The sequence below is a fragment of the Fulvimarina pelagi HTCC2506 genome (assembly GCF_000153705.1).
GTDB lineage: Bacteria > Pseudomonadota > Alphaproteobacteria > Rhizobiales > Rhizobiaceae > Fulvimarina > Fulvimarina pelagi.
On record NZ_DS022272.1, the window covers coordinates 2,029,789 to 2,050,993 of the forward strand.

The 21,205-nt window shown below is 61.2% G+C and carries 16 protein-coding genes; 4 read left to right on the top strand and 12 right to left on the bottom strand.

Features of this window, described 5'->3' with window-relative positions; translation table 11 throughout:
* Positions 1-97 precede the first annotated feature (97 nt).
* The 7 genes from infB to FP2506_RS09480 all read right to left on the bottom strand — a co-directional run bounded on the left by infB (position 98) and on the right by FP2506_RS09480 (position 9,434).
* The gene (gene infB, locus FP2506_RS09450; RefSeq protein WP_007067236.1) at positions 98-3,085 is read right to left on the bottom strand and encodes a translation initiation factor IF-2; all 2,988 of its coding nucleotides are present in this window, start codon (positions 3,083-3,085) and stop codon (positions 98-100) included.
* Between the two features lie 94 nt (positions 3,086-3,179).
* Positions 3,180-3,878: an RNA-binding protein gene (locus FP2506_RS09455; protein WP_007067237.1), complete on the bottom strand. Its 699-nt coding sequence runs from the start codon at positions 3,876-3,878 to the stop codon at positions 3,180-3,182.
* 83 nt (positions 3,879-3,961) lie between these two features.
* Positions 3,962-5,563: a transcription termination factor NusA gene (gene nusA, locus FP2506_RS09460; RefSeq protein ID WP_007067238.1), complete on the bottom strand. Its 1,602-nt coding sequence runs from the start codon at positions 5,561-5,563 to the stop codon at positions 3,962-3,964.
* A gap of 131 nt (positions 5,564-5,694) precedes the next feature.
* On the bottom strand, positions 5,695-6,303 hold the full coding sequence (gene rimP, locus FP2506_RS09465; protein ID WP_007067240.1) for a ribosome maturation factor RimP: 609 nt from the start codon (positions 6,301-6,303) through the stop codon (positions 5,695-5,697).
* Between the two features lie 356 nt (positions 6,304-6,659).
* On the bottom strand, positions 6,660-7,370 hold the full coding sequence (trmB, locus tag FP2506_RS09470; RefSeq protein ID WP_007067241.1) for a tRNA (guanine(46)-N(7))-methyltransferase TrmB: 711 nt from the start codon (positions 7,368-7,370) through the stop codon (positions 6,660-6,662).
* A gap of 128 nt (positions 7,371-7,498) precedes the next feature.
* Positions 7,499-8,764 (bottom strand): methionine adenosyltransferase, encoded by a 1,266-nt coding sequence (metK, locus tag FP2506_RS09475; RefSeq protein WP_007067242.1) that lies wholly within the window; start codon positions 8,762-8,764, stop codon positions 7,499-7,501.
* Positions 8,765-9,017: 253 nt separating this feature from the next.
* Positions 9,018-9,434 carry a helix-turn-helix domain-containing protein gene (locus FP2506_RS09480; protein ID WP_007067243.1) on the bottom strand — a complete coding sequence of 139 codons (417 nt, stop codon included), beginning with the start codon at positions 9,432-9,434 and terminating at the stop codon, positions 9,018-9,020.
* Between the two features lie 452 nt (positions 9,435-9,886).
* Here FP2506_RS09480 and acnA point away from each other — a divergent pair, with 452 nt between their 5' ends.
* The 3 genes from acnA to FP2506_RS09495 all read left to right on the top strand — a co-directional run bounded on the left by acnA (position 9,887) and on the right by FP2506_RS09495 (position 14,291).
* On the top strand, positions 9,887-12,652 hold the full coding sequence (gene acnA / locus FP2506_RS09485; protein WP_040489665.1) for an aconitate hydratase AcnA: 2,766 nt from the start codon (positions 9,887-9,889) through the stop codon (positions 12,650-12,652).
* 327 nt (positions 12,653-12,979) lie between these two features.
* Complete coding sequence (locus tag FP2506_RS09490) at positions 12,980-13,723, top strand: DUF1223 domain-containing protein (protein WP_187289036.1); 744 nt, start codon at positions 12,980-12,982, stop codon at positions 13,721-13,723.
* 199 nt (positions 13,724-13,922) lie between these two features.
* Positions 13,923-14,291 carry a DUF2794 domain-containing protein gene (locus FP2506_RS09495; RefSeq protein WP_007067246.1) on the top strand — a complete coding sequence of 123 codons (369 nt, stop codon included), beginning with the start codon at positions 13,923-13,925 and terminating at the stop codon, positions 14,289-14,291.
* Positions 14,292-14,367: 76 nt separating this feature from the next.
* Here FP2506_RS09495 and bla read toward each other — a convergent pair whose 3' ends face one another.
* The 5 genes from bla to FP2506_RS09520 all read right to left on the bottom strand — a co-directional run bounded on the left by bla (position 14,368) and on the right by FP2506_RS09520 (position 20,474).
* On the bottom strand, positions 14,368-15,240 hold the full coding sequence (bla, locus tag FP2506_RS09500) for a class A beta-lactamase (protein WP_007067247.1): 873 nt from the start codon (positions 15,238-15,240) through the stop codon (positions 14,368-14,370).
* Between the two features lie 56 nt (positions 15,241-15,296).
* Complete coding sequence (locus tag FP2506_RS09505; protein ID WP_007067248.1) at positions 15,297-15,860, bottom strand: GNAT family N-acetyltransferase; 564 nt, start codon at positions 15,858-15,860, stop codon at positions 15,297-15,299.
* A gap of 152 nt (positions 15,861-16,012) precedes the next feature.
* Positions 16,013-16,771, bottom strand: coding sequence for a Bax inhibitor-1/YccA family protein (locus FP2506_RS09510; protein WP_007067249.1), 759 nt, complete (start codon positions 16,769-16,771; stop codon positions 16,013-16,015).
* Positions 16,772-17,154: 383 nt separating this feature from the next.
* Positions 17,155-19,773, bottom strand: a complete 2,619-nt coding sequence (locus tag FP2506_RS09515) for an ABC transporter permease (protein WP_007067250.1) — start codon at positions 19,771-19,773, stop codon at positions 17,155-17,157.
* A complete protein-coding gene (locus FP2506_RS09520) occupies positions 19,770-20,474 on the bottom strand; it encodes an ABC transporter ATP-binding protein (RefSeq protein WP_040489071.1) in 705 nt (234 codons plus the stop codon). Before FP2506_RS09520 ends, FP2506_RS09515 begins: the two co-directional genes overlap by 4 nt.
* Before the next feature lie 58 nt (positions 20,475-20,532).
* Here FP2506_RS09520 and FP2506_RS09525 point away from each other — a divergent pair, with 58 nt between their 5' ends.
* Positions 20,533-21,204: an arylesterase gene (locus FP2506_RS09525; RefSeq protein WP_007067252.1), complete on the top strand. Its 672-nt coding sequence runs from the start codon at positions 20,533-20,535 to the stop codon at positions 21,202-21,204.
* Position 21,205: the final 1 nt, after the last annotated feature.

The following is a 21,205-nucleotide window of genomic DNA, read 5'->3' on the forward strand; positions in this document are numbered from 1 at the left end:
CGTTACGAGAAGCACGAGAAAGTATGCAAAAATGAGAAAAGGCGGTCGATCGCTCGCCCGCCTTACTCCCTAATCAGTATGCACTCACCGCGATGCTTTACAGCTTGCGAGCCACATGCTCGACGCGGAAGCACTCGATTACGTCGCCCTGGCGAATGTCCTCGTAGTTCTGAAACGCCATACCGCATTCCTGACCGCTCTGGACTTTCGATACTTCGTCCTTGTAGCGCTTGAGCGTCTTGAGCGTGCCTTCGTGGATGACGACGTCTTCGCGCAGGAGGCGCACACCCGCGCCACGCTCGACCTCGCCTTCCGTAACGAGACAGCCTGCGACCTTGCCGACCTTGGTGATCTGGAAGACCTCCTTGATCTCCGCATAGCCGATGAAGGTCTCGCGACGTTCCGGCGCCAGAAGGCCCGACATTGCATCCTTCACGTCGTCCACAAGGTCGTAGATGACGTTGTAGTAACGGATCTCGATGCCCTCTTGGGCGGCAGCATCCCGCGCCTGCTTGTTGGCGCGCACGTTGAAGCCGATGATCGAGGCATTCGAGGCCTTGGCAAGCGCGATGTCCGACTCGGTGATCGCGCCGGCGCCGGAATGGATTATACGTGCCTGCACCTCGTCCGTGCCAAGCTTTTCCAGCGCACCGTCGATCGCCTCGATCGAACCTTGGACGTCGCCCTTGATGAGAAGCGGGAACGTCTTAAGGCCCGAGTCGGTCAGCTGACTCATCATCTGCTCGAGCGAGCCGCGTTGGCCGGCCGACTTGGCGACCTGCTTCTCGCGCGTCAGACGCTGGCGATAGTCGGAAATTTCGCGCGCCTTTGCCTCCGATTCGACAACGGCGAAGCGATCACCGGCCATCGGCGTACCCTGCATGCCGAGTACCTCGACGGGCATGGAAGGCGGTGCCTCCGACATTTGTTCGCCGCGGTCGTTGACGAGCGCACGTACGCGGCCCCACTCGTCGCCGGCGACGACGATGTCGCCCCGCTTGAGCGTTCCGGTCTGAATGAGGACGGTCGCAACCGAACCGCGACCCTTGTCGAGTTGGGCTTCGATGACGACACCCTCGGCCGTCCGGTCAGGGTCGGCTTTCAGGTCGAGGATCTCGGCCTGTAGAAGGATCGCTTCGAGGAGCTTGTCGAGATTGGTGCCGTTCTTGGCCGACACCTCGACGTCGAGCACCTCGCCGCCCATGGATTCGACGAAAACCTCATGCTGAAGAAGGCCGTTGCGGACCTTCGCGGCATCAGCGTCCGGCTTGTCCATCTTATTGATCGCCACGATGATCGGCACACCGGCCGCCTTCGCGTGATTGATGGATTCAACAGTCTGCGGCATCACGCTGTCGTCTGCCGCGACCACGAGAACGGCGATATCCGTTGCCTGTGCACCGCGGGCACGCATCGAAGTAAAGGCAGCGTGACCCGGCGTGTCGATGAACGACACCTTCTGTCCGCCCTGCTCCACCTGATAAGCGCCGATGTGCTGGGTAATACCGCCGGACTCTCCGGAGGCAACCTTGGTCTTGCGGATAGCGTCGAGCAGGCTGGTCTTGCCGTGGTCGACATGGCCCATGATCGTGACGACTGGCGGACGGGACTGGAGGTTCTCCTCCTTGTCCTCGACGTTGAAGATACCTTCCTCAACATCAGACTCCGCGACGCGCTTGATCGTATGGCCGAATTCAGACGCAATCAGTTCGGCGAGATCCTGGTCGATGATGTCGCCCGGCTTCATCATCTGCCCCTCTTTCATGAGGTACTTGATGACGTCGACGGATCGCTCCGACATGCGGTTGGCGAGTTCCTGGATCGTGATCGTTTCGGGAATAATCACTTCGCGCGAAATCTTCTCTCTCGGAACGCTTTGCTGCGACCGTTTGAATTTTTCCTGACGGCGACGGATCGACGAAAGCGAACGCCCGCGACCGCCCTCGTCGCCCGAAAGGGCCTTATCGAGCGTCAGCTTACCACGGCGACGATCGCCCGAGGACTTCGCACCGCCACGCGGCGCCTCGGCTCCACCCTTGCGTGAACGCGAGCGGCTGGAATCGTCCTCGTCGGCACCCTTTCGGCGAGCATCGGTCTTCCCACCGCGGGCGAGCGCGATTTCGGCGTCGGCCGGCGACATCGGATCGGGTTCCGCGGGGCCTGGCCGCCCCTTCGCGACAGCAGGTTTGCGCCGTGCATTCTCTTCGGCTTTGCGGCGTTCTTCAGCTTCGCGCTCGCGGCGTTCAGCCTCTTCTGCTGCACGTTGTTCGGCCTCGGCACGCTCGCGCTGGCGGCGCTCGTCCTCGGACTTACGGCGAGCTTCGTCTTCCTGGAAGATGCGGCGCGCCTCGGCCTCACGCTGCTTGGCGATTTCGAGCGCACGTTTGCGCGCGTCCATTTCGCGCGAGGAAAGATCGGAAAGGACTGCGCCGCGCGGCGAGCGCTGCTGGCTGGTGCCACCGCCACCTGTAGAATCACGACGATCAGGACGCCCGCTGCCTGGCCTGCGGTCGTCGCGACCGCGCGCGCCATTTTGTCCGCCGCGGCCCTGAGGGGCAGTCGCTCCAGCGGAAGGCTTCGGAGCTGGGGCAGCGCTTTCGGTCTTGGCAGGCGTTGCTTTGGCTGGTTCCTCGACCTTTACCTCAGGCTTTGGAGCCTCGACTTCCGCCTGTGGCAGCGTCTCGGCTTCAGCCGTCGGGGTTTCGACCGGTTCAGGCTTTGCCGGTTGCGGCTTGGCGAATTCGATATTCCGCGGCTTGCCTGAGGGCGCCTGTGGGCGCGGCGGCGGCGGAGCGACCGTGCGATTGTCCGACGCGGGCGCCTTCGTCTCGGCGGGCTTGGCCGGTTCAGGAGCAGCCGGCTTCGGCTGGCGCGGCTTCAGGCCCTCGGTAACAGCCGAAGATGCGCCCGTTTCGCCCGGCTTGGTGATCCGACGCTTCTTCGTCTCGACCACGACGTTCTTCGAGCGCCCATGGGAAAAATTCTGCCTGACCGTGGACTGCTCGTTGCCGCCACGCTTCAGGGACAGGGTCTTCTTCTGGTTCACGCTCAGCGTCTTGTCGTCGCCGGACTTGGTATCGCTCATCTATAATTCCGTTTCTCGGCACAGCGTCCGCGCCGCGCCCGTTCCGTGTTGGGAATGCCGCCTTGCAAGGGTGCGTTCCCGAATTCGACTCAATTCATCGCTGGACCTCGCCATGCGCGTTTCGTTCCGGATCCGCAATATCGGCCCCGACGCTCTCGCCTCGGTATTCCAGCAGCGCCCAAAGGCGTCTTGCGGCGGCCGTTCCCGCGTCTCCGGAAAGGATCGCCGCATGTATCACATTTCCACCCCCGAGCGCCAAATCCATTTCCTCTCCCGAAAACGGTGCGACGGCCGGGACCGCGTTCTCCATCATTCCATCGGCGCCCGCATAGCGCGCCGCCGTAATCCGACGTCGGCCGTCTTCGCTCGCGTCCTGCGCATGTAGGACGAGGAGCGCTGCACCGGAACGGGCCGCCGCCTCGACCTTCGCGGAGCCGGTGACCAGTTGCCCCGCCTTCTTAGCGAGGCCCATGGAGCCGAGCGCGGATTTGGCGAGCAGCCGGTCTAGATCGGCTCCTAAATCAAACGGACCCTTCACTTCCGCCCGGAAAGCGCGGGCGAAAAGTTTACGGCGAACCGCCTCCTCGACCGCTGCCCTATCACACCGGACATGCGCGCCGCGCCCCGGCAGGCGCCGCTTCAGGTCCGGTACCACATTCCCGTCCGGCGAGAGGACGAAGCGGACAAGGCGATCGGCATCCATCGTCTCGCGGCTCACGATGCAGGTCCGGTCGTTCAGAACCATCTCCTCTTCGTCAGCCGGATCGCCCACGAGCGCGTCCGTCGTCACCAATCCTCGTTCCCTCGCTCGTTCGAAGCCAGGCATCGGGGAGCGTCCCTGAACGCCGGACACCGGATGATCGCTCCCGGCACCGCCTACGCGGTCTCTGCCTCGATTTCCTCCTCGGCCTCTTCGTCGCCGGCGAGGTCTTCCTCGGTGATCCAGCCCGCCTTCAGCCGGGCGTTGAGAACCATCTGCTCGGCATCGGCTCGGCTGACGTCGAACTTGCTCAGCGTGCCCTCGAAGCGCTTGGTCTCGCCCTTGGAACGCTCCGTCCAGCCACAAAGATCGTCGACCGCGTAGCCCGCGAAATCCTCGATCGTCTTGGTGCCGTCCTCGCCGAGCGCAACGAGCATCTCGGTGGTTAGACCCGGGATCTGCTTGAGTTCGTCGGCGACACCGAGTTCGACCCGTTTCGCGTCGAATTCGGCTTCACGCCGTTCGAGAAATTCGCGCGCACGGCTCTGAAGCTCTTCGGCGGTGTCCTCGTCGAAACCTTCGATCGAAGAGACCTCTTCCGCGTCTACATAGGCGACCTCTTCAACAGTCGCAAAGCCTTCGGACGCGAGAAGCTGACCGACCATCTCGTCGACGTTGAGCGCCTCCATGAAGATTTCCGATCGCTCGTTGAATTCCTTCTGCCGACGCTCGGATTCTTCCTCCTCGGTGAGGATGTCGATATCCCAGCCGGTCAGCTGCGAAGCGAGACGCACGTTCTGCCCACGCCGGCCGATGGCCAGCGACAGCTGATCGTCTGGCACAACGACCTCTATGCGCTCGGCGTCCTCATCGAGAACGACCTTGGCGACTTCCGCCGGCTGCAGTGCGTTGACGATGAAGGAGGCCGCATCTGGCGACCAGGGAATGATATCGATCTTCTCGCCCTGGAGTTCGCCGACGACTGCCTGAACGCGGGAGCCGCGCATACCGACGCAGGCGCCAACTGGATCGACGGACGAATCGGACGAGACGACGGCGATCTTGGCACGCGAGCCCGGATCGCGGGCGACCGATTTCAGCGTGATGATGCCGTCGTAAATCTCCGGCACTTCCATCGTAAAGAGCTTCGCCATGAACTGCGGATGGGTGCGCGACAGGAAAATCTGCGGACCCCGCGGTTCGCGGCGCACGTCGTAAACATAGGCGCGCACCCGATCACCCGGACGATAGAGTTCGCGCGGGATCTGCTCGTCGCGACGGATGATGGCTTCGCCCTTGCCGAGATCGACGATGACATTGCCGTATTCGACGCGCTTGACCTGGCCGTTGATGATCTCGCCGACGCGATCCTTGTACTCGTCGTACTGCATGTCGCGTTCGGCTTCGCGCACCTTCTGCACGATGACCTGCTTGGCCGACTGTGCCGCAATGCGGCCGAAATCCATCGGAGGAAGCTGCTCAGCGATGAAATCGCCGGGCTCGGCGTCGGGGTTCTTGTCGCGGGCGAGCTCCAGATAAATTTGCGTCGCCGGATCCTCGACATCTTCGACGACCTCGAGCAACCGCTGCAGCTTCATCTCACCGGTCTTGGTGTTGATATCACAGCGGATGTTGGTTTCCTGGCCGTAACGGCTGCGGGCCGCCTTCTGAATAGCGTCGGCCATCGCCTCGATGACGATCTCGCGGTCGATCGTCTTTTCACGGGCGACGGCATCCGCGATCTGCAGAAGTTCCAGCCTGTTCGCACTCACTGCCATGTCTTCAGTCCTCCGATCAGGATCGCCCCGGCGCGTGAGCGCGGACACGATCTCGAAATATTATCACGTTGCCGGCGTACGGACCGGTCTGGCGTCGAAGCGCGGAAGGACCCCGCATCCCGACGGATGGATCAATGCGGGCGGCTGGTCTCGCCGCCGCCATCGGCATCTGAAGCCGCAGCGTTGCCGCGCCCCTTGCGCCGGGCTTTGTCGGCCTTCAGCGAGGCTTCGATCAGGTCATCGGTAAGAACGAGCCGCGCGTCAGCGACGGCGTCGAGCGGGATCTCCACCGATGCCGGCTCGCCATAGGCCGGCTGGTCCCGCTCGATGGTGATCGTGCCGTTCTCGACCTTCACTATTTTGCCCCGATAGCGCTTGCGATCAGCGACGAGACGTGAGGTCTCCAGCTTCATCAAGAAGCCGGCCCATGTTTCGAAGTCGGACACACGCACGAGCGGCCGGTCTATGCCGGGCGAGGAAAGCTCCAGATGATAGGCGCCGTCGACCGGATCCTCAGTCTCGAGCACCGGCGAGATAGCGCGACTCACTTCCTCGCAGCCCTCGACGTCCATCGTGCCGTCAGGCCGCTCCGCCATGATCTGCACCGTCTTGCCGTTCATTCCAGACACGCGCACCCGCACCAGCCGATAGCCGGTCTGTTCGATCGCGGGTTCGACGATGGATGCGATCTTCGCCTCCAACCCGTCCTCGGTGACGATGCGCGTTTCCTTTTCGGTCAATGTCGCTCCGGTGGTTTCGCTGCAGCCGCGATGCCGCGCGCTTTCAATGTCGCGTCATGTCTACGCCGTCCCGAACAGGCTTTCGGCGCTCACCGAAAACAAAAAAGAGCGGGACCGGGGGGACCCACTCTCTCGAAACGACCGTAGAGAATATGACTTCGATATACGCTGATCGGGCAGCGGGTTCAAGAGCGATATTGAATGCAACTTGCCGGAGTGACCGTATACTCATGCGATGGATGGCGTGCATCAAAACATCTCTCGATACACATTGTATCTTTGTGCATCGAAAGAAGCCTTATGCTCATGCTCGAAGTCCCGACTCACCTATCTTCCTTCATTCGAGGGAGGTCGACCTAACGCCGAACGAAGGTCAGATAGGCCGGCGTTCGTTTCTCTCGCTTCGCCTTTGCTTCGTAGCGCGTACCCGGCCAGCCTTCATAAGGAGTCCGCCAGTCGAACGGACCTTCTGCGATCCACGAGAAGGCAGGATGATCGCGGCAATGGACGAGCGTCCAGTTCACATAGGTGTCGATGTCGGAGGCGAAGCGGAAGTGGCCGCCCGGCTTCAAGACGCGGGCCAGCCGGTCAAGATTGGTCGCGTTCACGAACCGGCGCTTGAAATGCCGCTTCTTAGGCCATGGGTCCGGATAGAAGAGATCGACGCCCGAAAGACTGGCCGTCGGGAGCCAGTCGAGCAGGGTGACGGCGTCTTCGTCGAAGAGCAGAAGATTGTCCCGCGGCGCATCGTCGAGGGCGCCGAGCAACTTGGCCATACCGTTGATGAAGGGTTCGACGCCGATGAACCCCGTCTCGGGGTATCGCCCGGTCTCGTGATGCAGATGCTCCCCACCGCCGAAGCCAATCTCAAGCCGGATCTCATCGACAGTGACGGGGAAGAGGTCTCTCAGCTGGGATGGTGGACCCTTGGCCAGATCGATCCGGCGCTGCGGCAGGACTTCCTCGATAAGCCGGCGCTGGCGCTCGCGCAGCTTGGGGCCCTTCAGCCGTCCGAAGAAAGCCTCGCGCTGGCGCGTCGGGTGGGATGGTTTCGTCTCGCCGCTCATCTCTCGTTCGGCTTTCTCGTCTGGCGCCCGGACCGGCCCCGCTGTCTCGTGAATGCAAAGAAGCCGCGCCCGGGCGGCGCGGCTTCCACTGTTCGGGAGGCGCTTGTCGCCTCCGTGCGCGTTCGGCCTCAGCCTTCCTTGATCGCCGCCTTCAGCTTCGTACCGAGATCGGTCTTCTCCCAGGAGAACGAGCCGTCGCGGCCCGGCTTGCGACCGAAATGGCCGTAGGCTGCCGTCTTGCCGTAGATCGGCTTGTTGAGGTCGAGATGCTTGCGGATGCCGGTCGGCGACAGGTCGACCGTCGCGCGGATCGCTTTTTCTACCTGCTCCTCGGTCACCTTGTTCCCGGTGCCGTGCATGTTGACGTAGACCGAGACCGGCTGGGCGACGCCGATGGCGTAGGCCAGCTGGATCGTGCACTTGTCGGCGAGCTTGGCCGCGACGACGTTCTTGGCGAGATAGCGGGCCATATACGCCGCCGAACGGTCGACCTTGGTCGTGTCCTTGCCCGAGAATGCGCCGCCGCCATGGGGCGCCATGCCACCATAGGTGTCGACGATGATCTTGCGGCCGGTGAGGCCAGCATCGCCGTCTGGTCCGCCGATCACGAACTTGCCGGTCGGGTTGATGTACCAGATGCAGTCCTTGGCGATCGGAAGCTCGCCCATGGCCTCGCGGATATAGGGCTCGCAGACCGAGCGGACCTTCTTCGAATCCCATGTCGGATCGACATGCTGGGTCGAAAGGACGATCGAGGTCACCTCGACCGGCTCGTCGTTCTCGTAGCGGATCGAGACCTGGCTCTTGGCATCCGGTCCGAGCTGGGCGACCTCACCCTCGCCCTTCTTGCGCGCTGCCGAGAGCAGTTCGAGGATCTTGTGCGAGTAGTAGATCGGCGCCGGCATCATGTCCGGCGTCTCGCGGCAGGCGTAACCGAACATGATGCCCTGATCGCCCGCGCCCTCGTCGGTGTCTGCGCTCTTGGTGTCCCGCGTCTCGTGCGACTTGTCCACGCCCTGCGCGATGTCGGCGGACTGGGAGTGCAGCAGCACGTCGATCTTGGCGGTCTTCCAGTGGAAACCGTCCTGCTCGTAGCCGATATCCCGGATCGCCCGGCGTGCCGCGGAACGGATGCGGCCTGCGTTGATGACCTCTTCACCGGCTTTGTTGGTTTTCATCAGTGATTTCGGGAGGCGAACCTCACCGGCGATTACGACGCGATTGGTGGTCGCGAGGGTCTCACATGCGATACGAACGTCCCACAGATCGGCATCAGTCTTCCGCGCCTCGCGATAGATGAGATCGACGATCTCATCCGAAATGCGGTCGCAGACCTTGTCAGGATGGCCTTCCGAAACGCTTTCGCTCGTAAAGATGTAATTGGCATGCGCCATTCAATAGCACTCCTGTCTTCCTAAAAATCAAAGACCGGCCGCCACCGCGCTTTCACAAACAGCAGGGAAATTCGACCGTTCGGGGGTGCGTTTGAAGCGATTGCGACGCGAAGGTCAAGGCGAAGGGGGTAATATATCGCGAGAGCAGACTACGCCGTTGGGTCATCAAAAAGTACACAAAAGTGCAATTTCATGCGATTTCGGGTCCTTTGGAACGAAGGGCGCCGCCCATCGCAAGACGAGCATGCAGTTGTCAGTCGTCCTCGTCATTTTCCGCCAGAGAGCGCACGAGATCGACGACTCGGCGTCTGACTTTCTGGTTTCCGATCTTTATGAAAGCCTTGTTGAGCTGCAGTCCCTCGGAGGTCGAGAGGAAATCGACCATGTAGTCCCCGCCATGGGGCTCGCTCATTCCAGTAACGGTATTGCCGTTCGTTGGGGCATCCTCGAAAAAGAACGCAACTGGTACCTTCAGAACCTCCGATATTCGTTGCAGTCTACTGGCGCCGATCCGGTTCGTGCCCTTCTCGTATTTCTGGACCTGCTGAAACGTTATTCCGAGCGCTTCACCGAGCTTTTCCTGGCTGAGACTGAGCATGGTGCGCCGAAGCCTAACGCGCGAGCCGACATGAATGTCGATTGGGTTTGGCATTTTCTTGTTCACCGGCATCGCACGCCCTTGAGTTGCACATTCGTCTTCGCAGAACCTTTAAATCCGTTCAAGTGCAAACTGGCAACCGAAAGACGAAAGCGGTTGCGCCGGCTCTAGACTTTAGAGTCCTTTAGACTGGACTTGCAGCCATGCGATCAATCTGAAAGCAGCTGCGGAAGTCAAATCGCTTCTTCTCGCCTTATGCTGCAGTGAAGCATAAATTCGTAACTTGCGGCGCTCACACCCTTTATAGCCGTTCCAATCGGCGCTAAGTGAACCGTGCAAACCATGCCAGCGACCGGCGTGGATCGTCATCAGAGCCGATACTGCGGCACTTCCATCTCCCGAGGGTGCCCGGGGCGGACAACGCGGAAATGGTCGTACCCGCATCTTCGACGCGCGTTTTCCGCCGCGCGAAGGCTGTCCGCCCTTCGGCCGTCGTCTCGGTTCGAGAAGGAACGACACGCTCCATGTCCAATCATCCCGACAGCTTCAATTGCCGCAAGACGCTCGATGTCGACGGCAAGCCCTACGTATATTTTGACCTTAAGGAAGCTGAGAAGAACGGTCTCGAAGGCATTTCCCGCCTGCCATTCTCGATGAAAGTGCTCCTTGAGAATCTGCTGCGCAACGAGGACGGGCGCACTGTGACCAAGGAGGACATCCACGCCGTCTCGAAATGGCTCGATGACAAGGGCAAGGCCGGCTACGAGATTGCCTATCGCCCGGCGCGAGTCCTGATGCAGGACTTCACCGGCGTTCCCGCCGTCGTCGACCTCGCCGCCATGCGCGACGCAACCAAGCAGCTCGGTGCAGATCCCAAGAAGGTGAACCCACTGGTGCCTGTCGACCTCGTGATTGACCACTCGGTCATGGTCGACTTTTTCGCCTCGCCGGACGCATTCGAAAAGAACGTCGACGCCGAATACGGACGTAACAAGGAGCGCTATCAGTTTCTGCGCTGGGGTTCGGAAGCCTTCCAGAACTTCCGCGTCGTGCCGCCGGGTACCGGAATCTGCCACCAGGTCAACCTCGAATATCTCGGCCAGACCGTTTGGACCCGGGACGAGAACGGCGAGACGATCGCATATCCGGATACGCTGGTCGGTACCGACTCTCACACCACGATGATCAACGGCCTGTCGGTTCTCGGCTGGGGCGTCGGCGGCATCGAGGCCGAGGCAGCTATGCTCGGTCAACCAATCTCGATGATGATCCCGGAGGTCATCGGCTTCAGGCTGGACGGCGCGCTGCCAGACGGCACGACCGCGACCGACCTCGTGCTGACGGTTACGGAGATGCTTCGTAAGAAAGGTGTCGTCGGCAAGTTCGTCGAGTTCTTTGGCCCGGGTCTTTCGAACCTCACGCTCGAGGATCAGGCGACCATCGCAAACATGGCGCCGGAGTACGGCGCTACATGCGGTTTCTTCCCGATCGACAAGGATACGATCGCCTATCTTGAGGCAACGGGCCGTCAGAAGGACCGCATCGCGCTCGTTGAAGCCTACGGCAAGGCGCAAGGTATGTACCGCGAGGATTCGACGCCCGATCCCGTATTCACAGACACACTCGAACTGGACCTCGCGACGGTCGTGCCGTCGCTCGCCGGGCCGAAGCGCCCGCAGGACCGCGTGGCGCTGACCGATGCCGCTCCGGCGTTTCATAAGGCGCTACACGAAATCAAAGGCGGCCGTAAGAAAGACGACAACCCGCAGTCGCAGGGCGATTCGCGTTTCATGGATGAAGGCGCGACCCTTCCCAACGAGGTGCCGAGCGACGTGGCCTATCGCCATGAAGTCGAAGGCGCAGCGCACGGCCTCTCCCATGGCGACGTGGTGATCGCAGCGATCACCTCCTGCACCAACACCTCGAACCCGAACGTTCTCGTCGCGGCCGGGCTTGTCGCCCGCAAGGCGCATGAGAAGGGTCTGACAGTAAAGCCGTGGGTGAAAACCTCACTCGCCCCCGGCTCGCAGGTGGTGACGGAATATCTCGAGAAGTCCGGGCTCCAAACAGACCTCGACAAGATGGGGTTCAATCTCGTCGGCTATGGCTGCACCACCTGTATCGGCAATTCGGGACCGCTCCCGGAGCCGATTTCGGATGCGATCAACGCGAACGATCTCGTCGCTGCATCGGTGCTTTCAGGTAACCGCAACTTCGAGGGCCGGGTCAATCCGGACGTCCGGGCGAACTATCTCGCCTCTCCGCCGCTCGTCGTCGCCTACGCGATCGCTGGTACGATGTTCAAGGACATCACCAAGGAGCCGCTCGGCCAGGACAAGGACGGCAACGACGTCTATCTCAGCGATATCTGGCCTTCGACGCACGAGATCGCCGAAATCGTCCGCGAGACGGTCACCCGCGACATGTTCGAGAACCGCTATGCCGATGTCTTCAAAGGCGACGAGCACTGGCGCAAGATCGACGTGTCCGGCGGCCTCACCTACGATTGGGACGACACTTCCACCTATGTCCAGAACCCGCCCTATTTCGACGGGATGGATCAGGAGCCGGAGCCGGTCGAAGATATTAAAGGCGCCCGCATCCTCGGCCTCTTCGCCGACTCGATCACAACGGACCACATCTCACCAGCCGGTTCGATCAAGAAGGATGGCCCGGCGGGCGAATATCTCGTCAGCCATCAGGTGCGTCCGGTTGACTTCAACTCCTATGGCGCCCGTCGCGGCAACCATCAGGTGATGATGCGAGGCACTTTCGCGAATATCCGCATCAAGAACCAGATGGTGCCGGGCGTCGAAGGCGGCGTGACGGTCCACCATCCGTCGGGCGAGCAGATGCCGATCTACGACGCGGCGATGAAGTACAAGGACGAGGGCGTGCCGCTCGTCGTCTTCGCCGGCAAGGAATACGGTACCGGCTCCTCTCGCGATTGGGCTGCGAAGGGCACGATCCTTCTCGGCGTCAAGGCGGTGATCGCCGAGAGTTTCGAGCGCATTCACCGCTCGAACCTCGTCGGTATGGGCGTTGTACCGTTCGTCTTTGCTGAGGAAGGTCAGTCCTGGGAGAAGCTCGGTCTCAAGGGTGACGAGAAGGTTACCATCGAGGGCCTTACTGACATCCGGCCACGCCGGGAAATGGAAGCGGTGATCGAGAGCGCCGATGGATCGAAGCAGACGGTCAAGATCAAGACGCGCATCGATACCGATGACGAGCTGTCCTACTATAAGAACGGCGGTATTCTTCACTACGTGCTGCGCCAACTCGCAGCTTAGGTGATGATTCCGAAATAGCTGACACTCAGGGCCGCCGGGTTTTCGCCTGGCGGCCTTTTTGTATCGCCAGGGTTGCCGCGCTCGTCGCTCACAACTTCATCACGAGCGCTTCGCGCGATCGTTTTCCATCTCACCCCCACGTGACTGGTTAGCCAACGCGCAGACCTTTAATCTCATCAAAACAGGATCATTTGACTTATATCATTGATTGATCGAGGTTAAGCGAGCACCTTGCATGTCTCCGGCATTCTAGAATCGGTAGAAATTGCCCGATCCAAGGTGAAGCACACCGCCAGGACGCCGGTCTCCATTTCGATGCTCGCATTGATGTTGACATTGACGGGCCCTGGACGTGCGGAGGGCATCGATCAGACGATCGCCTCGACCAAGGTCGATCACGTCGTCGAGCTCTTCACAAGCCAAGGCTGCAGTTCCTGTCCACAGGCCGAAACGGTACTCTCCAAACTGTCTGAAGAAGCCGACGTACTCGCGCTCGCCTATCACGTCGACTACTGGGACTATATCGGCTGGCGTGACACTTACGGCTCGTCTCAGAACACAGCGCGGCAGCAGGCGTACGGCAAGAGGTTCAATCTTTCTACGTTGTTCACACCGCAGATGGTGATTGATGGCCAACAGCAGATGGTGGGCGCGGAGTACGAAAGCGTTGCGGAAGTCCTAGACGATCTCGGGCCGATCGGCAGCGGGGGAAGCGCATCGCTCTCCGCAAGGATCGCTGGCGACAATCTGAAGATCCGTGCCAGCATGAAGGAGCCTGTGGACAACGGATCGCTACCGGTGCTGATAGTCGTCACCTACGACAAGAGTTCGAAAACGCAGATCACTCAGGGCGAGAACCTGGGAGAGACGTTAACCGAGACGAACCCCGTCCGCGACTGGCGAATTCTCAGCGCGTGGTCTGGCGAACCGATGAAGATCAGCCTGCCGATCTCGACGCTGACGAATGGCGCCAGCGGGGAGAATGGTTGTGCCGTTTTCATCCAGGTTATGTCGCGGACCGGTGAGCCAGGTCCGATCCTTTCGGCAGCGCGCGTCGACCTCGACCAGTGAAACCAAATTCGAAAAATCGAGCTTGAGCGGCACAATCATGGATCTCGCTTTCTCAAGCGAAACTGGCTTTGAAAGCGATTGTCGCGATGCCCACTTCCGTGTCACGTTAAAGTACGGGCTGTTCCGTCCTAGGGTCTTCGGAACGACGGTGGCATAGATCTAAGCCACGGATATCGAGGAAAAGGGGTAATCGATCCGAATGACCATCGCGAGCGCCACCGACTCACCCAACCTCATCGCCTTTCCTGGTCAGAGAGGGTCGGACGCACAAGTGGTCTTCGACCGCAAAGAGCTTTCCGAAATCCTGAGAGTGTACGGCCGAATGGTCGCCGCCGGCGAATGGCGCGATTACGGGATCGACATGCTGAAAGATCGCGCCGTGTTCTCGATCTTCCGACGCAGCAGCGAGATGCCGATCTACCGCGTCGAGAAGAACCCCAAGCTCGCCCGGAAACAGGGCGCTTACCAGGTGATTAACTCCGGTGGCATGATCATGAAGCGCGGCCATGATCTCGGGATTGTGCTCGGCGTGTTCGACAAGCATTTGAAGATAGTCGACGCGGACTGAGCGCGACGATTTCCGCTCTTTGAGTCTTGGGTCGATTGGGGAGTTTGCTCACGGCGTCGTTTAGCCGTCCCGTGAGCTATTCTACGAGACCGGCAACCGCGCGACCGATCTCCGCCAGAGCTTCGTTACGCGACTCCATCGGAATCTCTCGGCCGGTGAGATAGGCGGCGACCACGAACGGCGCATGTTCGGGCGGCCAGAGGACGGCGGTCACGCCACGCGTCCCAAAACCGCCCGCCCCGCTGCGGTCTGCGGCAATCCATGTGTCCGGAATGCCGGCTCTCAGCAACGGACCAGCGACCTCGTTCGAGCGCATCCAGTTGCCCAGCAATTGCCGATCCGATGCTCCCAAGCCATCATCCAAGAGAAGTGTCCGCAAACTTTCGGCGGCCGCGCGCGGTGTCGTTGTATCGCGCGCGTCGCCAGGTCGGGCCTCGTTCAGAGCGGTCTCGTAGCGGTCCAGGCGGGTAGCGTCGTCTCCGATCGAACGCATGAAGTCGGTGACGGCCTGCGGCCCGCCGAGGGCTTCGAGGACGATGTTCGCGGCGGTGTTGTCGCTGGTGCGCAGCGTCGCTTCGCAAGCCTCGCGAAGGCTAAGGCGGCTCCCGACGCGTTTCTCCGTGACCGGTGAATAGGTCACGAGATCGGAGACTTCCACGGCCACCGTATCGTCGAGCGCAAGGGAACCCTTCGCAGCCTTATCGAGCAATGCCGAACAGGCGAAGGACTTGAACGTGCTCGCCATCGGGAACCGTTCATCGGCACGATGCTCCCAGGTCTCCCCGGTGCCCGTGTCGAGAACGAAGACACCGACGCGGGTCTCCAATCGATCTTCCAGTTTCGCGGCCACCTCGTCCGGCGCACGTGCGCCGACTTGCACGCATGCGATGCCGGTCGAAAGCGCGACGAGCGCGATTGCATGGGCCGTAGCACTAAACGTGGTCTGCATGAACTCGATTATTCCAAATTTTCCAAACGATGAGCCGTAAGGGCTCGACGCGACGACTACCGCCCGATGGTTCCGGGATAAGCGTCCTTGTCAGGGATCGTATCCATCCCCTCCCCCAGGCTGCGTTGCATCAGAACCGTGTCGATCCAGCGGCCGAACTTGAGACCGGTTGCCTTCATCGTCCCGATCATCTCGAAGCCTTGGCGGGCATGAACGCGGATCGACCCATTGTTGTCGGCGCCGCCGATGACTGCAATCATCTGCCGAAAGCCGAGGGCCTCGGAGCGGGCAATGAGATCGGCGAGAAGCAGCGTCCCGAGGCCCTGTCCGCGCGCCTCTCGGGCAAGATAAATCGTGTCCTCGACCATCCAATTATAGGCCGGACGCGGCCGATACGGGCCCGCATAGGCGTAGCCAAGCAGGGCGCCGTCAGGCGTTTGTGCGACAGTATAGGGATAGTCGTTATCCAGTAGGGTCTGGAACCGCCGTTGCATCTCGGCTGCTTCAGGCGGCACCAGTTCGTAGGTCGCCGTACCGTTGAGCACCTCGTCCTGGTAGATGGCGGTAATGGCGGGAATGTCGGCTTCGGTGGCAGCGCGGATGGCGGCGTTGGACTGCACGATTTGCAGCGTCCTCTTTCTTCGTGACGGGAATGTCGTAAGGGACGGATAGCTCGAAACACCATCCCTCAAAATGCAAAAAGGGCAGCCCGAAGGCCGCCCTTCCACAAGTCGTTGGAACTGTCCGGAACCGTCCGGCTCTTTGTTCCCGCTTACTCGCGGTTGCCGAAGAGCTGCAGCAGGAAGAGGAACATGTTCAGGAAGTCGAGGTAGAGGCGCAGCGCGCCCATGATCGCCTTGCGGCCCATGACCGCCGAACCATCGCCCTCGTAGTACATTTCCTTGATCTGCTGCGTATCGTAGGCCGTCAGGCCCGCGAAGACGAGAACGCCGATGACGGAGATCGCGAACTGCAGAGCCGGCGAGGCCAGGAAGATGTTCACGATCATCGCGATCACGATGCCGATCACGCCCATGAACAGGAACGAACCCCAGCCCGAGATGTCTCGCTTGGTGGTGTAGCCCCAGAGGGACAGGGCACCGAAGGAAGCTGCCGTGATGAAGAACACCTGGGTGATCGACTCGCCCGTGAAGACTGCGAAAATCGACGCGAGAGAGACGCCGACCATCGCCGCATAAACCCAGAAGGTCGTCTGCGCAGCTGCGACGCTCATCTTGTGGATGCGGAACGAGAGAAAGAACACCATGCCGAGCGGGGCAAGCATCACGACCCACTTGAGCGGTGTATTGAAGAGCGTGTTGCCGAGTTGCGTGAGTCCGACGACCTGACCGGCGTCGTTTGTCACGAACGACAGCATATACATTACGTAGGCCGCGACGCCGGTCAGAGCGACACCGCCTGCCATCAGGTTGTAGACCTTCAGCATGTAGCTGCGCAGGCCCTGGTCGATGTCCGCTCTTGTACCGGCAGCAGGCACCGTGCGCGCGCTGGTATTCCGATAGTCAGCCATATTCGTTTGAATCCTTATACGAGTGTCCCGTCGGGTGCTCGATGTTGGCTCTCTAGGACGAGAGCGGGTTGATCAAGGGCCGCTGGCGGGACGCCCAGCGATGGTCATAATATGCGGTGTTGAGAGGCCGGACACAAGAGTTTCCGGTCCCTTCGCGAATGTTTGCGCTTCTCTCCGGCTGAAATCAGCGTGAACAATTCGTAAGTCATCTTCGAAACTCTGCGTCCAAGCAGTCTATCGTCATGCGAGCAGCAGTCTATGCGGCTCGTGCGACCATTGATCGCTTCCTAAATCGTCGAACGAAGATCGGAAGGCGATATCCGGAACGGCTTCGAGCTCTGCCGAGATCTCAACCGAAATTACGGATGACATCACCGACGGCGTCAGAGATTGCGCAAGACCGGCGCCGCTTTCTGCCCGAGGATGCGCCACGTGCCAGCCAAGCCAAAACCCACCGTGAGTACGAGCGACACGACGAGCGTCGTCAGGGCGACCGTCCAGTCGAAGACATACGGCAACGTCATGATCTGATCGACGACGAACCAGGAAGCGATCGCCCCGGCGCCGATGGCGAAAATTCCTGTCGCGAGCCCGAGGAGCGCGTATTCGGTTGCGAACGCCTTGATGAGAGTCACCCGCGTCGCTCCGAGCGTCTTCAGCACGACGGCATCGTGCACCCGCGCCCTATTGCCTGCCGCGAGCGCGCCGGCGAGCACCAGCACGGAAGCGATCAGTGCCACACCCGCCGCGACGCGGATCGCCAACGCGAGTTGCGCGATCAGCGAATTGACGGCGTCGAGCGCATCCTTGACGCGGACCGACGTCACGGCCGGAAAGGCATTGGTGATTGTGTTGACGATCTCTTTTTCGCGGGCGGCAACAACCGCGTTCGAGCGGTCGGCCCCGCCGTCGTCGAGGGTCAGTGTCGAGAGCCAGGCATGGGGCGCGCCTTCGAAAGTGTTGGGCGAGAAAACCATCACAAAGTTAATCGAGAGGTTTTCCCATTCGATCACCCGGAAATTGGCGAGTTCCGCTGTGATCGAGCGGCCTAACACGTTGACGGTGATCGTCTCGCCGACTTCGAGACCAAGCTCGCGCGCCTCCTCGTCTGCAAAGGAGACGAGCGGCGGGCCGTCGTAGTCCTCCGCCCACCATTCGCCGGCCGAAAGCGAGGCATTTTCTGGAGCTTCTGCCGAATAGGTAATGCCGCGGTCGCCGCGCAGAACCCAGCCGCCCTCTTCCGGAATCTCCATCGTCGCAACATCCTGATCCCCGAGATGAGTGATCCGCCCGCGAAGCATAGGAACTGCTTCCAGATCCGAGCCGGGTGCGGCCTCTTCGACGGCCTGGCGGAACTGGTCGATCTCGTTGTTCTGGATGTCGACGAAGAAAAAGTTCGGTGCACGGCTGGCAAGCCCCGTCCCGACCTCCTGCCTGAGGTCATAGTCGATGATTGCCAGCGTCACGAGCAGCGTCAGACCAAGACCCAGAGAGAGGACGACCGACGGCGTCAGCGCGCCGGGACGGTGGATATTGCCGAGCGCGAGCCTCAACGGCGTCGAATGCACCTTCGGCGCGCGCCGGGCAAGCGCCATTACGCCGACGGCAACGCCGCGTAAAATGATGAAAGCTGCCGCCGTGCCACCGAGGAAAACGAGCGCGATTTGCTTGTCACGCGCCATGAAGAGCGCGAGGCCGGCGATGCAGAGGGCGAGCACGCCCGTCCCGATGGCGTAAGTCCAGCGTAGTCGGCCCGTTGCGGTTGCACCGGCATCGCGGAAAAGGGCCGTCGCGGCGACGTCCCGCGTCTGGCCGAGCGGCAGGAGTGCGAAGGTCAATGCAGTAAGAAACCCGAAGACTGCAGCGATCAACAGCGCTCCCGGGTAGAATGAGGCGTCCGCCGCGACCGGAATCACGCTTTCGAGGAAGTTCGCCGTCAAGAAGGGTGCGATCGCGCCAAGGACGAGGCCCATCGCAACGCCGACGGCGGCGAGTGCCATGATCTGGAAAAGATAGACGAGAACGACGAGACGCCCTGCCGCGCCGAGGCTTTTGAAGGCGGCGATGACCGGACGCTTGCCGTCAAGATAGGCGCGCACCGCATTGGCGACACCGACTCCACCGACGATGAGCGCAGTAAGGCCGACGAGCGTCAGAAATTGCGAAAAGCGCTCGATATTCCGCTGGAGCGAGGGGGCGGCGTCCTCGGCGGTGCGGACACGGAAGCCGGCGGTCGGGAACTGGTCGCGCGCCTCGTCCGCCATAACCTCGGCGTCGCTGCCGGCCGGCAGGCGCACACGCCAGTCGTATTCAACCAGACTGCCCGGCTGGATAAGACCGCTCGCATCGAGACCGGCACGCGACATCATCAGGCGCGGCGCGAATGCGAAGCCGTCCGAAAGAATGTCAGGCTCGCGATTGATGACACCGGTCAGTTCTATCTCGGCGTCGCCGAGTCGTACGATTGCGCCGGGTTCGACATCCAGGCGGTCATAGAGTTCCTGCGCAGCGATCGCGCCGTACCGTCCATCTCGCTGTTCGAAGAGGGTTTCGAGAGCAATCGGCGGAGTGGTCTCGACCGAGCCGTAAAGTGGATAAGCGCTATCGACCGCCTTCACCTCGGCAAGTGATTGGTCCGAACCATCTTCCAAACGAACCATCGAGCGCAGGCCCGCGGTCTCGGAAACCTCGCCCAGGCTGTTGATGTAGCTCGCCTCCTCCGGTGTGCGCTCACGCTGGACCAACTGGAAACGCAGATCACCACCAAGGATCGCCCTCCCCTCGCGCGCTATGCCATCGCTCATCATCGACGCGACAGAATTCACTGCAGCGATCGCGCCGACCCCGAGCGTGATGCAGAGGAGAAAAATGATGAAGCCGTTGAGACCACCGCGCATCTCGCGCAGAGCAAAGCGCCAAGCGAGCCGGATGGTCGGCAGAAGCCCTGCGTCTGCGGTTCCGGCCTTGGGGGCGAGTGAGGTGTCGACGTCAATAGCAGTCATTCGGCGGCGTCGCGGGTTTCTTCAGCGCTTTCGCCCTCGATGCGCCCGGAACGGACGCCGACCTCACGCTCACAGCGATGGGCCAAATTCGGATCGTGGGTAACAAGAACCAGGGTCATATTGCGGCGCTTGCGCTCAGCAAAGAGCAGATCGGCGATTTGCCGACCGGTCGTTTGGTCGAGATTGCCGGTCGGCTCGTCGGCAATGAGGATAGCAGGCTCCGGCGCAAGCGCACGTGCCATTGCGACACGCTGCTGTTCGCCGCCTGAGAGCTCGCCAGGATAGTGCGTGGCGCGATCCTTCAGGCCGACATTCTCGAGTTCTCTCAAAGCTCGATCGAACGGGTCGGGAGAGCCGGCAAGCTCCAGCGGAACCGCAACGTTTTCGAGCGCGGTCATGTTTGGGATGAGATGGAAGGACTGAAAGACGATGCCGACATTCTTACCGCGAAAGGCGGCAAGCTCATCTTCGGTGAGGCCGACCAGCGATCTGCCGGCGATCTCGACCTCCCCCTCATCTGCCCGCTCAAGACCCGCAAGCACCATCAAGAGTGTCGACTTGCCCGAACCCGAGGGGCCGACGATGCCCACCGAGTGGCCCTTCTCGACGTCAAGATCAATGCCTTTGAGGACGTGGACGGAACTTGCCCCGCTTCCCAGCGTCAAATGGACGTTTCGTAATCGGATCGCCGGTTCCGCCAAATCGTAATCAACCTATATGAACGTCGTCTAGGGCGCGGGTCCGCGCTGATGTGTCGATATGGGGTTCGTTGTGCAGCGCTTCCAACCGGTTCTCGCTTTACTGACGCTTCTGTTACCACTCGTTATCTCTTCACCTGCGCCAGCACAGGAGGAGACGGGTGCACCGCAGCGACAGATCGTCGCCTTCGGCGACAGTCTGTCTGCCGGCTACGGCGTTGGGCCTGGCGAGAGCTTTCCCGAGCAGTTGCAAGCCGCGCTTCGCGAAGAAGGCTACGACGTCACCGTCACCAATGCGGGGGTCTCCGGCGATACAACGAGCGGCGGTCTGTCTCGCCTGGACTGGTCGGTGCCAGAGAATGCCGACCTCGTGATAGTCGAACTCGGTGCGAACGATGCGCTACGAGGTGTGGACCCGAAGATCACCCGCGAGAATCTGTCGAAGATTCTCGAGCAGCTGAACGAACGTGGTCAAACGGTCATTCTCGCCGGGATGCTCGCCCCGCCGAATATGGGCGAGGACTATGCGGAGCGCTTCAATCCGATCTTCCCGGAGCTAGCCGAAAAATACGACGTCACTTTCTACCCGTTCTTTCTCGAAGGCGTAGCGGCAGAGGCCGATCTCAACCAGGCCGACAAGATGCATCCGAACGCCGAGGGTGTCGGTGTTATCGTGGACAACATCATGCCGACGGTGACCGAGGCTCTGGACAGCCAACCGACTGAGGGCTGAA

Bases quoted from the DNA above. Each gene is read 5' to 3' on its own strand.
- infB (WP_007067236.1), bottom strand. From the start codon at position 3,085: ATGAGCGATACCAAGTCCGGCGACGACAAGACGCTGAGCGTGAACCAG.
- acnA (WP_040489665.1), top strand. From the start codon at position 9,887: ATGTCCAATCATCCCGACAGCTTCAATTGCCGCAAGACGCTCGATGTC.
- nusA (WP_007067238.1), bottom strand. From the start codon at position 5,563: ATGGCAGTGAGTGCGAACAGGCTGGAACTTCTGCAGATCGCGGATGCC.
- FP2506_RS09525 (WP_007067252.1), top strand. From the start codon at position 20,533: ATGGGGTTCGTTGTGCAGCGCTTCCAACCGGTTCTCGCTTTACTGACG.
- FP2506_RS09495 (WP_007067246.1), top strand. From the start codon at position 13,923: ATGACCATCGCGAGCGCCACCGACTCACCCAACCTCATCGCCTTTCCT.
- FP2506_RS09490 (WP_187289036.1), top strand. From the start codon at position 12,980: ATGTTGACATTGACGGGCCCTGGACGTGCGGAGGGCATCGATCAGACG.
- FP2506_RS09480 (WP_007067243.1), bottom strand. From the start codon at position 9,434: ATGCCGGTGAACAAGAAAATGCCAAACCCAATCGACATTCATGTCGGC.
- trmB (WP_007067241.1), bottom strand. From the start codon at position 7,370: ATGAGCGGCGAGACGAAACCATCCCACCCGACGCGCCAGCGCGAGGCT.
- FP2506_RS09510 (WP_007067249.1), bottom strand. From the start codon at position 16,771: ATGGCTGACTATCGGAATACCAGCGCGCGCACGGTGCCTGCTGCCGGT.
- metK (WP_007067242.1), bottom strand. From the start codon at position 8,764: ATGGCGCATGCCAATTACATCTTTACGAGCGAAAGCGTTTCGGAAGGC.
- FP2506_RS09515 (WP_007067250.1), bottom strand. From the start codon at position 19,773: ATGACTGCTATTGACGTCGACACCTCACTCGCCCCCAAGGCCGGAACC.
- bla (WP_007067247.1), bottom strand. From the start codon at position 15,240: ATGCAGACCACGTTTAGTGCTACGGCCCATGCAATCGCGCTCGTCGCG.